Below are 12,579 nucleotides of genomic sequence, written 5' to 3' on the forward strand. Positions count from 1 at the left end.
AGTAGCGCTCGAGCGGGGAGCCCTTCTGGATGGACGAGGAGCCCATCAGGCGGTAGAGCTCGTTGACCGCTTCGATGGCCCGGTCCGTCGCCCGCACCTGGTCCACCCGGAAGCGGAGCCGGTCCTTCACGGTGATGTCACCGCCACCCTCCACCGTGTCGTGGAAGCGGGCGATGATCGACTGGACGTGGTTGATGCTCGCCTCCACGTCCGACTCTGCGCGCGCCAGTGCAGTGAGGACGAACGGGTCTGCCTTCGAGGCGCTCCCCTGAGAGGAGACCCGGGCCTCGATGTGGTCCCACGCCGCCTGGACCGCGCCACGCGCGATCCCGAACGTCCCGGCAGAGATGGCGAAGGGGAACATCACGCCGAAGCGCATGGCGTAGAGCGGTGCCCCAGGGCGCCACCGGTCGCTGTAGGTGTTGTCGCGCACGAGGACGCCGTCGAGCACCCGGTAGTCAGGCACGAAGGTGTCGGTCATCCGCACGTCCTTGGACCCGGTCCCGGCCAGGCCCATGACGTTCCAGCTGTCCTCGACGATCTCGTAGTCCGCGCGAGGGAGGACGAAGTGCCGCACGTCCGGTGGCATGACCGGCGTGCCGGCGGCGTCCGTGACCATGCCACCGAGGATGACCCAGTCGGAGTGGTCCGTCCCGGTCGAGTACGGCCACTGACCGGTGAAAAGATAGCCGCCGTCGACCGGCCTGGCCCGACCGAACGGCGCGTAGGGAGAGGCGATCCACGTCTCGGGGTCGGCGCCGTAGACCTCCTTCTGGAGGCGTGGGTCTGCGATGGCGATCTCCCACGGGTGGATCCCGACGACACCGGCAATCCACCCGGCGGAGGGGTGGTTCATGCCGACGGCCATGACCCAGTCCATGAAGTCGTTGGGGTGCGCCTCGTAGCCGCCGAAGTCCTTGGCCTGGAGCAGCCTCATGCCCCCCGAGGCGCGCAGGATCTCGACGGTGCGGTCGGTGATCCGACCGAGCTCATCGCTCGGAGCGGCCTCCGCGCGCAGTTCCTCGGCGTGGTCGAGGATGTATCGGGTCGCCTCGTGCATGGTGAGGTCGCCCCCTCTCGTGGTGGTCGGTGGTGCGAGTCGATGTACTGGTTGTGCGGGCGTCCGTGAGCCACGTGGGCCGGTCCGGGCGTCCTCAGTCGGTCTTGGACCGGTCACGGACGACCTTGGCGAGCGTCACGGCGACGACGAGGCCGGCTCCGTAGAAGACGTTCTGGATCCAGCCCGAGAAGCCCAGCAGCTGCAGCCCGAAGATGCCGGTCGTGAGGAAGTAGATGGCGATGATCGTGCCGATCGGGTTGAACATGCCCGGCTGGACCACGGCGGTTCCGAGGAACACGGCGGCGAGCGCGGGGAGCAAGTACGTCGCGGAGGTCGAGGAGTCGAAGCCACCGACGGTGGCGACCATGATGACTCCGGCCAGGCCCGCGAGGAGGGACCCGGCGAGGTAGGCGCCCGCCCGGATCCGCTGGACGCGGATGCCGGCGAGGCGGGCGACCTCCGGGTTGGCTCCGACGAAGATCATGCTGCGCCCGAGGGGCGTCCAGCCAAGGATGTACGCGATGGCGACGGCCAACAGGATCCCGTAGTAGAACGAGATGGGCATGCCGAGGACCTCCTGCGTGGCGATCTTGCTCAGGGCCGGGCTGTTGACGGACACGATGTTGGACCCGGACACCATCTGGGCCAGCCCGATGAGCAGGGTGCCGGTGCCGAGCGTGACGACGAAGCTCGAGACGTCCATGACGACGACGAAGAACGCGTTGACGGCGCCGGCGAGCAGGCACACGCCGATGGCGACGAGGCAGGCGAGCCACACGTTCCAGCCGTGCACGCCCGCGAGGACCGGCACGAGGGTGGCGGCGATGCCCATCACGGACGCGATGGAGAGGTCGAACTCGCCGACGACGAGGGTGATCATCGCCGACATGGCGAGGAACACGAGGACCTGCTGGCTGCCGAAGATCGACGAGAACGCACCCCAGGACCCGAAGCGGGTCGGCATGAGGATGTAGTACACGAGCGCCATCGCCGCCCACACGAGGACGAGGGCGTACTTGCTCGTGATCGTGTGGAGCCACGCGGGCTCGAACTGGCTGCGCAGCGTGACGCGGCGCGGCCGCGGGGTCTGGTGCTCCGGCTCGCCGCTGTCACTGAGAATGCGCTCGGTCAGGCCGGTCTGCTCGCTCAGCCGCTCGGCAGAGCTCTTGGTCTGGCTGTCATTCATGGGTCTGTCCTCCCGCGGTCAGCGCGGACTCGGAGTAGATGGCGTGCAGGACCTCATCTGGGTCCTCGGTGCGGATCTCCCGCAGACTTCCTCCATGGCCCTGCACGAGGATCCGGTCACAGACCTCCGCGAGGTCGGAGGGCTCCATGCTCACGAGCAGGACTCCCACGCCGCGGCTGGCCGTGTCGGCGATGGCGCGCAGGATGTCGACTCGGGCGCCCACGTCGACCGCCTGGGTCGGCTCGTGGAGGACGAGGAGGTCGGGCTCGACGGACAGCCACTTGGCGAAGAGCACCTTCTGCTGGTTCCCGCCGGAGAGCTCCTTGATGAGCATGTGCGGGGAGCGGGTCCGGATCCCCAGCCCGCGGATGGATGATCGAGCCTGGTCGTCCTGCCACTTCCGGCCGACGTGCCACGCCCTGCCACGGCGGCGGATGCTCGGGATGGCGATGTTGTCGCGGATGCTCAGCTCCACGGCGAGCCCCTCGAGGATCCGCTTCTCGGGCACGAGGGCGGCGCCCAACGCCATGCACGTGGCCACGTCGGCACGGGCGAGGTCAACCGATCCGTTGGCCGTCGTCAGCGTGCCGGCCTGCGGCCGACGACCGCCCGTGACGAGCTGGGCGACCGACTCGAAGCCTGAGCCCGGCAGCCCCGTGAGTCCGACGACCTCGCCGCGCCCGACCTCGAAGGAGATGCCCTCGATCGCCTCGGCACGCAGGCCCTCGACTCGCGCCGCCAGGTCGGTCAGTCCTGAGCGGCGCTCGCCCCGGCCCACGGCCTCCACCGTCTTGCCGAGCATGTGACGAGCGAGGTCCTGCTCGGTCATTCCTTCGGTGGGCAGCCCGGCCGCAGCGACCGCCCCATCTCGGAGCACGGTGACGCGGTCCGCGAGCTGGAGCACCTCCTGCAGGTTGTGGCTCACCATGAGGATCGACGTCCCCTCGTCCACGACCTTGCGCAGCAGCCCGTGGAAGCGACTCAGCTCCTCGCGAGGCAGCGCTCGGGTCGCCTCGTCGAGGATGACCAGACCCTCGCCGGGACGTTGGTCACGCAGCGCCCGAGCGATGGCCACCTCGGCCCGACGCATGGCGTTGAGCGAGCCGACCGGGGTCCGGGGGTCCACCGGCACGTCGAGCCGATCGAGGACCCGCCGAGCGATGGCGTTCTGCGCCTCCCAGTCGATCTTCCGCGAGAGCCGGTGGTGGACGTAGCCGCCGATGCCGATGTTCTCCGAGACGGACAGGTGGTCGAGCAGGCCCAGGTCCTGGTGCACGACCGAGAAGCCCGCTTCCTGAGCCTCACTCCAGCGGACGGGCAGGTCGAGCACCTGCCCGTCCACGGAGACGGTCGCACCGGCGTCCGGGAGGTGGTAGCCCGTGAAGATCTTGACGAGCGTCGACTTGCCGGAGCCGTTCTGGCCGATGAGGGCGTGGATCTCACCTGGAGCGACCTCGAGGTCGACGTCTCGGAGGACCGTCGTCGAGCCGAACGTCTTCGAGACCTTCCTGGCCTCCAGCCTCATCGTCGGGGACATCTTTACTCAACACCCCAGGCGGTGAGGAACGACTTCTTGTAGTTGCCGCCGCCGAACCAGTCGTCGCTGAGGTAGCTCTCGTCGTCCAGGGTCAGCTCGCCGACGTTGGCCTTGGTGAAGGCCCGGGTCACGAACTCGTCGCCCTTCTCGACCTCCTGGCCGGCGAGGAGCTGAACCATCGCGTTGGCGAACTTCCACCCCTCGTACAGGACCGGGGTGCCGAGGTCGGAGGCCTGCTGGCCGTCCTTGACCCGCTGCAGTCCGGCGAGGTCCGAGCTCGACGAGTGGACCTTCACCTTGCCGGCCATCTTCGCGCTCTGGATGCCCTGGAGCACCGGCGGCACGAAGCTGTCGACGGGAACGATCACAGAGTTCGTGTCCGGGTTGGAGACGAGGGCGGCGCTGATGGAGGTGGCGAGCTTGTCGACATTCGCCGTCGTGAACTCGGTCTCCGCGATCCCGCAGCTCGGGCACAGCTCCTTGAACTTGGCGACGCCCTTGGCGCCGGCACCTGTGGTCGTCGTGGAGTCCATCAGCCTGACCCAGAGGACGTTCGTGTCCTCGCCGCCCTCGGCGACAGCGGCGTGCGACATCGCCTCATGCAGCGCGAAGACGCGAGCCGTGTTGTCGTAGAAGTCCAGGTTTGCGTCTGCCTGACGCCCACCCGAGGGCGCGACGCCACCGACGATGACCTTGATTCCCTTGGCGGCAAGGGCGTCGAAGGCTGGCCCGGCCATCTGGTAGTCGACGAAGGCGCTGATCACGCCGTCGACCTGCTCGTCGCCGGCGGCCTTGAGGCAGTCAGCGACGGCGGTGGGGTTGAACTTGCCGTCGCAGATCTTGACGTCGGCACCAGCGGCCGCGAGAGCCTCCGTGACCCCGACACCGACGCCGTGGATGACCGGGATCTGGTCACCGAGGGCGACGTAGGTGAACTTCTTGCCGGTGAGGTCGACCGGCTCGGCGATCTTGGTGACCTCGGGCCACTCGGGGGCCGCGGCCCAGCCAGCCATGGCGTCCTTCGCCTCCTGCACGCCGGCAGCGCTGCCGGCTGTTGCTGCAGGGTCGGCGGGGGTCTCCCGCTCGCCGGCGCCACAAGCGCCGATCAGGGAGATGGCGAGAGCGGTCGCGGCGAGCGCCCGTACGCGACGGGAGCGGGTGAGGGAACGAGACATGTGTGCGGCTCCTTTGCCGTGCTGTGTCCTGCCATTTCGGCGGCTCAGTCCGGTGCGGCTTGGTCGCCGCCTCGGTATGTAGTGATTGCTACAGGGAAGCAGACCTAGAGCCGTGAAGCAAGAGGTCCTGCATAGAATTTCGTGTAGTGATCGCTCTCGCGATCACACCAGGAGCCGGTCTCCCGCGCGTGCTCCGCGTAGTTGAGGCCGATCGCGATGACGGCCGCCACGGTTCACGAACCTCATGCGGTCACCCGCTCGGCGTCGTGCAGGATGCCTGGTGCTGTCGTTCGACCCGCCTCCGTGAGCTCGTGGCCCCAGAGGGAGGGTCGGTCGTTGGTCGAGGCGACCCACGTCAGGTCGTCCACGACGATCCCGCCGAAGCCGTACTCGATCTGGAAGGACGACGGCGTCAACATGTAGAACGAGGTCATCAGGTCGTTCGTGTGGCGCCCCAGCCCACGAAGCACCGGGGCGCCCGCTCGCTTGGCGAGGTCCAGCCCGGTGCCGACGTCGTCGAGGCTGTTGACCTCGAGCATGAGGTGGTTGAACCCGACCTTCCCCGGCACCTGCGCGACCGCCAGCGAGTGGTGTCGACCGTTGCAGTGGTAGAAGCGGACCTTCATGAGCTCCTCGTCCACCCGGTCGGACAGGGTGAAGCCGAGGATGTCCCCGTAGAAGGCATTCGCCTCGGCCAGGTCCGGGACGATCAGGACGACATGCCCGAGCCCGAAGTCATCAGCCACGAAGCCGGACAGTGGGCGGCCCGGCCAGAAGGTCCCGGGCCGGCGGTGCTGGCCCGAGACGAACTCGTGGCGCATGCCCCAGGGATCCGTCACCCAGGCCAGCTCGGCCACTCCCCGATCGCGACATTCGTCGACCGTCCCCGGTGTCACGTCGACGCCGGCGAGCCGCAGCCGTTCGAGATACGCAGCGAGCTCGGCCTCGTTGGTGAAGGCCCACCCGGTGTAGAGCAGCTCGTCCCGGTCGCCGGGGCGGATCGTGATGCGGTGGACCGCGTCGTCAACCCGCAGCCGCACTGCCCCGTCCCCACCCCGAGGCCCCAGTCCGCACCCGAGGACCTCGGTCCCGTAGGTCAGCCACTCCTCGTGGCGTGGAGAGGCGACACCGATGTAAGCGAGTTCCCTGATCATCGTTGATCCCTTCGCGTCGAAACCCCGCAAACTCATCTCTCTGTAGCGGTTGCAACAGAGGATGACCTAATGAGGGCAACGGTTTCAACCGCCGTCCACCGGCTGACCTTATGCTTGCCCTACCGAAGGCGACCTGCCTATCGTGTAGTGGTTGTTTCAGAGACGACTCACCCATCCGGCATGAGAGAGGTAGGGCCACATGCCCACCGTCAACAGCACCGACGTCACCCTGAACGACGTCACCTACCGCGTCCACGCGACCGGGGAGGCCAGCCCGACCGCGCTGCTCTTCCTGCACGGCTCTGGCCCGGGCGCCACGGGGACGTCGAACTGGAAGGCCGTCATCGAGGAGCTGGGCGACCGGTACTACTGCCTCGCGCCCGACATGATCGGCTTCGGCGACTCCGAGCACCCGGAGAACCCGCCGTCCGGCATGAAGGCCTTCAACCTGCTCCAGGCCGAGACGCTGTGGGAGCTGCTCGACAAGCTCGGCGTCGACAAGGTCCACCTCGTCGGGAACTCGATGGGCGGGATGATCTCCATCCGCATGGCCCTCGCCCAGCCGGAGCGCGTCGAGACGATGCTGCTCATGGGCTCGGGTGGCGCGCCGGACCTGCCGATCACCCCGGGCCTGCAGCACCTTCGCACGTTCTACGCGGACCCGACGCCGCAGTCGCTGCGCGCCCTGCTCGAGTCGTTCGTCTACGACATGAACACGCTGACGGGTGTCGTCGACCGCGTCGTCACCGAGCGGATGCCCTACGTCGAGCGGGCCGACGTCAAGCGGTCGCACGCGGCGATGTTCGACCCGAAGGCCGGCCCGCCGGCGTTCACGGACGAGGAGCTGACCTCACTGCCACACACGACGCTCTGCGTGCACGGCCGCGATGACATCATCGTGCCGGTCGAGTCGAGCACCTACCTCGCCAAGACGATGCCGAACGCGACGCTCCACATCATCCCGAAGTCGGGGCACTGGACCCAGATCGAGGCCCACGACACCTTCGTCTTTCTCCTCGAGAGCCTCATCGCAGGCAAGTTCTGAGCGGCCTACAAGAGCACCATGCCGTATGCCGCTGAGCTCGGTCCCATCCGCCGCTGACGTCAGGTGCGCGGACCCGCGGGTGGGCACCCGCCGAGCTCAGCGGCATACGGCATCGCCTTTGTCGTTTGACACAACGAAAGGGGGCCGGTGCTCGTGGAGCCACGAGCACCGGCCCTCTTTCGTTGTCGCTCAGTCGAGCACGGCGATCCGGGTGCCCTTGACGGCCCCGACCCAGATGCTGTCGCCGACCGGCGCCGCCACGGTCGGTGCCCGGAAGTCCGCCGGGTCGCCCGCGAAGAGCGTCCGCGCGGTCATGCGCTTCGGGTCGACGGCGAGCACCTCGAGGCCGGTGGGGCAGTTCGACAGGTCGTTCGCCTGGCAGGAGATGACGTTGGCCGGCGTGTAGTCCTGGCCCGTCACGAGCACCTCACCCTCGCGCGACAGGCGCAGGTTGTCCGGCATGAGGGGAACGGCGACGCTGGCCCGCCCGACGGCTGACGTCGCGGCTCCCTGGCTGCGGTCGAGCGGGATCCGGTGGATCTCACGTCCACCCCACTCGGCCACGAAGGCCGTCCTCCCGTCGCGGGTCACGATGACCCCGTTCGGCCCGGCGAGGTCCGAGTCCGGGACGACGCTCCAGCCCGACTCCGGCTCCCACCGCATGAGGTTGCCGCTGGGCTCGTCGCTGAAGATCTGGGAGAAGGGGTCGGACTTCGTCGGGTCGAAGAAGTTCGTCACGACGAGCCCGTCACCGCCGGGAAGCGGGGCGACGCCGTTGGCGAAGGTGCCGTGCGGCATGGTGACGCAGCCGGTCCAGGTGAGGTCGATGCCGTCACTCAGGTCGAGTCGGAAGACCTCGATTCCCTCACGCCCGCCGTGGTTGACGACGTAGAGGTCAAAGGCGCCGTCGGCCCGCTCCTCGAGGTTGATGCCGTGCGGCGACGCGATCGTGGGGTCGGGGGCGCCGGGGCACGACGGGTAGCGAGCCTGGTCCCAGACGACGGACCAGTCGCGGTTGGGCCAGATCTCGGCCACGGCCTCCGTGGCGGAGTCCACGGCGTAGAGGTGGCCGACGCTGCTCGTGGAGAGCGGGTCGTCCGACAGGCCGCTGACGATGACGACGCCCGAGCCCGGGACCTCGACGATGTCCTCAGGACTCGTGGGGCCGTCCACGAAGCCCTGCAGGGTGACGGGCGCGGTTGGCTCCTTGGGCGCGGCGGCTGCCGTCGTGGCCGCCGCGGTGGCCGTGGCAAGGGCGAGGCCGAGGGTGGCGCCCGCGGCGAGCCAGCGGCGAGGAGATGGCGAAAGGGGCATGAAGAGTGAACCTCCGGGGTGCGTCGGTGGACCCCGCCACGGACGTGGCGACCATCGACGCGGGTGCGCTGATGGTCGCCAACCGTAGTTCTTCTATGGAGTAGCCGCTACAGATGTAGATGGAAGTCTCGGATTCCGGTCTGTAGTGGTTGCATCATCGCGGCGACTGCTGGCTCTAGGCGGTTCGGCCCTCCGGAGCGGTGAGGTCGAGCGCGATGTCGACGATCATGTCCTCCTGGCCGCCGACGAGGTTTCGCCGGCCGACCTCGAGCAGGATCGTGCGCACGTCGATGCCGTAGCGCCGAGACGCGGCCTCGGCGTGGCGGAGGAAGCTCGAGTAGACGCCGGCGTAGCCGAGGGTGAGGGTCTCGCGGTCGACCTGGACGGGCCGGTCCTGCAGCGGCCGGACGATGTCGTCCGCGGCGTCCTGCAGGGCGAAGAGGTCGCAGCGGTGCTTCCACTCGTTGAGGTTGGCCACGGCGACGAAGGGCTCGATCGGGCAGTTGCCGGCGCCCGCGCCGTGGCCCGCCAGGGACGCGTCGACCCTCCTCACGCCCTCCTCGACGGCGACGACCGAGTTGGCGACGGCGAGGGAGAGGTTCTGGTGGGCGTGGACGCCGATCTGCGTGCCAGGATCGAGGATGTCGCGGTAGGCGCGGACCCGCTCGCGGACGCCGTCCATGGTCAGTCGCCCGCCGGAGTCGGTGACGTAGACGCAGTGCGCGCCGTAGGACTCCATCAGCTTGGCCTGGGCGGCAAGGCCCTTGGCGGTGTTCAGGTGGCTCATCATGAGGAAGCCGGAGACGTCCATGCCGAGCTCGCGCGCCTTGCTGATGTGCTGCGCCGCGACGTCGGCCTCGGTGCAGTGGGTGGCGACACGGACCGAGCGGACGCCGAGCGAGTAGGCGTCCTCCAGGTCGGTGATGGTGCCGATGCCGGGCAGGAGCAGGGTGGTGAGCGTTGCCTGCCTGATGTTCTCCGCGGCTGCCTCGATCCACGCCCAGTCGGAGTGCGAGCCGGGCCCGTAGTTGAGGCTGCCGCCGGCGAGGCCGTCGCCGTGCGCGACCTCGATGGCGTCGACACCGGCCGCGTCCAATGCGGCGACGATCCGGCCGACGTCCTTGGGGCTGATCCGGTGCCGGACCGCGTGCATCCCGTCACGGAGGGTGACGTCCTGGATGTAGAGGACCGGGGCCTCGGTGCTGTCGTGTTCGGTGGCTGCGGTGTTCATGCCGTCACCTCTTCCTTGGTACGGCTGGCGGATCGTTCGGCGATCGTCTCGGCGACGCGCAGCGCGGCGGACGTCATGATGTCGAGGTTTCCGGCGTAGGCGGGCAGGTACATCGCTGCGCCCTCGACCTCGAGGAAGACGGTGACCCTCGTGGTCACGCGCGGGCTGCCCTTGGGCAGCAGGGTGTGCACCGGCTCGTCGTCCGGGATCGCGGTGAACTGGACCTGCTGCTTGAGCCGGTATCCCGGGACGTACTGCTGGACCTTGGCCACCATGGCCTCGATCGAGGCGCGGATCGCGTCCTGCGTGCTCCTGTCCGCGTCGCCAATGAGGGCGAGGACGGTGTCGCGCATGATGAGTGGTGGCTCGGCCGGGTTGAGGATGATGATCGCCTTGCCTCGTTGGGCGCCGCCGACCTTCTCGATCCCGGCGGTGGTGGTCTCGGTGAACTCGTCGATGTTCGCGCGGGTGCCCGGGCCGGCGGACTTGGACGCGATCGAGGCGACGATCTCGGCGTAGGGGACGGGAGTCACCCGGGAGATCGCGGCGACGATCGGGATGGTGGCCTGGCCACCGCAGGTCACCATGTTCACGTTGGTGACCTCCCGGGCGTCGTCCTCGAGGAGTCGCTCGAGGTTGACCGGCGGAATGACGTAGGGACCGATGGCGGCGGGCGTGAGGTCGACGAGCTTCTTGCCGTAGGCGGCCAGCTTGGCTGCATTGGCCACGTGGGCCTTCGCGGAGGTTGCATCGAAGACGATGTCGATCTCGTCGAACCCGTCCATCGCGATGAGCCCGTCGACGCCCTCATGCGTGGTCGGGATGCCCAGGCTCGCGGCACGGCGCAGGCCGTCCGAGCTCGGGTCGATGCCGACCATGGCAGCCATCTCAAGGGTGGTGGACAGGCGGATCACCTTGAACATGAGGTCGGTGCCGATGTTGCCGGGGCCGATGATGGCCACCTTCGTCTTCTTCATCGTTGGTCCTTCTGGGGGGAGCTGCGGGTTGGCGAGCTGCGGGTTGGGGAACTGGTGGTTGGGGAGCCGGTGGTTGCGGGCGGGTCGGACCCGAAGCGCACGCTCACGGTGCCGAGCGACGAGATCTCCGCGCGCACTGTCGAACCCGGGGTCACGGAGTGCATCGGGCCCAGGGCTCCGGACAGGACCACCTGGCCGGCTCGCAGCGGGTCACCGACCTGCTGGGCGGTCCGAGCCAGCCAGAGCAGCGCGTTGAGCGGATCGTCGAGGCACGCAGCGCCGGTGCCCTCGGAGACGAGTAGGTCGTCCGCGTACATCGTCATCGTGACGGCGGCCGGCTGGAACTGCTCGAGCGACACGCGCTGGTCCCCGAGCACGAACAGCCCGCTCGAGCCGTTGTCGGCGATGGTGTCGGTGATCCGGATGTCCCAGCCGGCGACCCGGCTGTCGACGATCTCGATCGCCGCGACGGCGTGGTCCACGGCCGCGCGGACGCTGTCAATGCTGAGGTCTGGGCCATCGAGGTCGGCGCCCAGGACGAAGGCAACCTCCGCCTCCGCCCGCGGCTGGAGCAGCGTTCCGGCCGGCACAGCGGAGATGCCGGAGACGTCCATGTCGTCGAAGAGGACACCGAAGTCGGGCTGGTCCACCCCGAGCTGCGCCTGGACGGCGGGCGAGGTCAAACCGATCTTGCGGCCCACGACCCGAGCTCCTGCGGCAGACCGCCGGTCGGCGAGACGACGCTGGACGGCGTAGGCCGCATCGAGATCGGCCTCCCCGAGGAGGCCGCGGACCGGAGCGCACGGTGTGCCGGTCCGTGAGGCGCGCTCCAGGCGCTCAGCGGCCTGCAGCACCGGGCTGGCGGCTGGCGTGTCGATGTCGGTGTCGGTGTCGGTGTCGGTGTCGGTGTCGATGTCGGTGGCTGCGTCGATCGTCGGCTCTGACGAGATGGGCATGGGACCTCCTGGTTGGCTGTCCCCAGAGTGCGGGTGGTGGCGCTTCCGGTCCTATCGGGAGGGTCCACTCAGCGGAACGTCATTCCCGGACGGTCCAGGATCGGGCGCACGCATCGAGGAACGTCGCGCCACCGTGGCCGCGACTCCGGCGGCAGCGGCCCGCACGGCCACGGCGTGCTTCTCCGGCTGGAACCGGGTCACCGGACCGGTGACGCTGATCGCCGCGAGCGGCTGGTCGTGCGCGTCGAGCACCGGCGCGGCAATGCAGACGATGCCGACCGCCGACTCCTCGTACTCGTACGCGACGCCCTCCTCCAGGACGCGGTCCAGCTGGCGTCGCAGTAGACCGGGAGCCGTGATCGTTCGCGGGGTCCTGCGGGTCAGGCCGGAGGAAACCACGTCGGCGAGGAGCTGGGGTGGTGAGTGCGCCAGGAGTGACTTGCCGATTGCCGTGCAGTACAGGGGCATTCGCCCGCCGATGCGCGACGGCGTCGTCGCTTGGCGGTGCCCGCCGATCTTCGCGACGTAGACGACCTCCTGGCCCTCGAGCACGCCGAGGTGGACGGTCTCGCGCGTTCGCTCACGCAGGTCCTCCATGAAGGGCGTGGCCACCTCGAGCAGCCGGCGCTCGACCGAGGCGCGCATCCCCAGCTCGAAGACGAGGCCGCTGAGGCGGTACCCGTGATCCGTTCGATCCAGCAGCCTTGCGCGCACCAGGTCCCCGACGACGCGGTGCAGCGTGCCCTTCGCCAGACCGGTCCGTCGACCCAGCTCGGCCAACGAGAGGCCACTGTCGTTGGCCGAGAACGCGAAGAGCACGGCGACGACCTTGCCCAGCACCGTGTCGGTGGCGACGGTCGGTGCCACCTGTCGCACGTTCCGGTCCGGCGTCGGCATGGTCACACGCAACCCGACCCGGAGAAACCCGTCAACCGCGCCAGTGC

Annotated in this window: 11 protein-coding genes; 1 reads left to right on the top strand and 10 read right to left on the bottom strand. The window is 68.9% G+C overall.

The features are described 5' to 3' along the window. The 5 genes from VJN29_RS09655 to VJN29_RS09675 form a co-directional block, all read right to left on the bottom strand. The coding region (locus tag VJN29_RS09655; protein ID WP_324143413.1) for an acyl-CoA dehydrogenase at positions 1–1,060 on the bottom strand (1,060 nt) is incomplete at its 3' end. 94 nt (positions 1,061–1,154) lie between these two features. After that, complete coding sequence (locus VJN29_RS09660; protein WP_324143414.1) at positions 1,155–2,246, bottom strand: ABC transporter permease; 1,092 nt, start codon at positions 2,244–2,246, stop codon at positions 1,155–1,157. Beyond that, positions 2,239–3,771 (bottom strand): sugar ABC transporter ATP-binding protein, encoded by a 1,533-nt coding sequence (locus VJN29_RS09665; protein ID WP_324143415.1) that lies wholly within the window; start codon positions 3,769–3,771, stop codon positions 2,239–2,241. The genes VJN29_RS09660 and VJN29_RS09665 overlap by 8 nt, the downstream gene beginning before the upstream one ends. A gap of 14 nt (positions 3,772–3,785) precedes the next feature. After that, complete coding sequence (locus VJN29_RS09670) at positions 3,786–4,958, bottom strand: sugar ABC transporter substrate-binding protein (RefSeq protein ID WP_324143416.1); 1,173 nt, start codon at positions 4,956–4,958, stop codon at positions 3,786–3,788. A 242-nt stretch (positions 4,959–5,200) separates the two neighbouring features. Beyond that, on the bottom strand, positions 5,201–6,112 hold the full coding sequence (locus tag VJN29_RS09675; protein ID WP_324143417.1) for a VOC family protein: 912 nt from the start codon (positions 6,110–6,112) through the stop codon (positions 5,201–5,203). A 199-nt stretch (positions 6,113–6,311) separates the two neighbouring features. Here VJN29_RS09675 and VJN29_RS09680 point away from each other — a divergent pair, with 199 nt between their 5' ends. Beyond that, a complete protein-coding gene (locus VJN29_RS09680; protein WP_324143418.1) occupies positions 6,312–7,157 on the top strand; it encodes an alpha/beta hydrolase in 846 nt (281 codons plus the stop codon). A gap of 189 nt (positions 7,158–7,346) precedes the next feature. On the opposite strand, the gene VJN29_RS09685 is transcribed toward VJN29_RS09680, so the two are convergent. From VJN29_RS09685 to VJN29_RS09705, 5 genes are all read right to left on the bottom strand, one after another. Next, entirely contained in the window at positions 7,347–8,471 is a 1,125-nt protein-coding gene (locus tag VJN29_RS09685; RefSeq protein WP_324143419.1) for a hypothetical protein, read from the bottom strand. Between the two features lie 175 nt (positions 8,472–8,646). Continuing rightward, on the bottom strand, positions 8,647–9,702 hold the full coding sequence (dmpG, locus tag VJN29_RS09690; RefSeq protein ID WP_324143420.1) for a 4-hydroxy-2-oxovalerate aldolase: 1,056 nt from the start codon (positions 9,700–9,702) through the stop codon (positions 8,647–8,649). Beyond that, positions 9,699–10,679: an acetaldehyde dehydrogenase (acetylating) gene (locus VJN29_RS09695; RefSeq protein ID WP_324143421.1), complete on the bottom strand. Its 981-nt coding sequence runs from the start codon at positions 10,677–10,679 to the stop codon at positions 9,699–9,701. Before VJN29_RS09695 ends, dmpG begins: the two co-directional genes overlap by 4 nt. Then, a complete protein-coding gene (locus VJN29_RS09700; RefSeq protein ID WP_324143422.1) occupies positions 10,676–11,635 on the bottom strand; it encodes a 2-keto-4-pentenoate hydratase in 960 nt (319 codons plus the stop codon). Before VJN29_RS09700 ends, VJN29_RS09695 begins: the two co-directional genes overlap by 4 nt. Positions 11,636–11,686: 51 nt before the next feature. After that, a partial coding sequence (locus VJN29_RS09705) for an IclR family transcriptional regulator (RefSeq protein ID WP_324143423.1) occupies positions 11,687–12,579 on the bottom strand: 893 nt, incomplete at its 5' end.

The organism is Intrasporangium sp., assembly GCF_035280925.1.
Classification (GTDB): domain Bacteria; phylum Actinomycetota; class Actinomycetes; order Actinomycetales; family Dermatophilaceae; genus Intrasporangium.

Coding starts and splice junctions, on each gene's coding strand:
- VJN29_RS09660 (WP_324143414.1), bottom strand. CDS start 2,246: ATGAATGACAGCCAGACCAAGAGCTCTGCCGAGCGGCTGAGCGAGCAG.
- VJN29_RS09665 (WP_324143415.1), bottom strand. CDS start 3,771: ATGAGGCTGGAGGCCAGGAAGGTCTCGAAGACGTTCGGCTCGACGACG.
- VJN29_RS09670 (WP_324143416.1), bottom strand. CDS start 4,958: ATGTCTCGTTCCCTCACCCGCTCCCGTCGCGTACGGGCGCTCGCCGCG.
- VJN29_RS09675 (WP_324143417.1), bottom strand. CDS start 6,112: ATGATCAGGGAACTCGCTTACATCGGTGTCGCCTCTCCACGCCACGAG.
- VJN29_RS09680 (WP_324143418.1), top strand. CDS start 6,312: ATGCCCACCGTCAACAGCACCGACGTCACCCTGAACGACGTCACCTAC.
- VJN29_RS09685 (WP_324143419.1), bottom strand. CDS start 8,471: ATGCCCCTTTCGCCATCTCCTCGCCGCTGGCTCGCCGCGGGCGCCACC.
- dmpG (WP_324143420.1), bottom strand. CDS start 9,702: ATGAACACCGCAGCCACCGAACACGACAGCACCGAGGCCCCGGTCCTC.
- VJN29_RS09695 (WP_324143421.1), bottom strand. CDS start 10,679: ATGAAGAAGACGAAGGTGGCCATCATCGGCCCCGGCAACATCGGCACC.
- VJN29_RS09700 (WP_324143422.1), bottom strand. CDS start 11,635: ATGCCCATCTCGTCAGAGCCGACGATCGACGCAGCCACCGACATCGAC.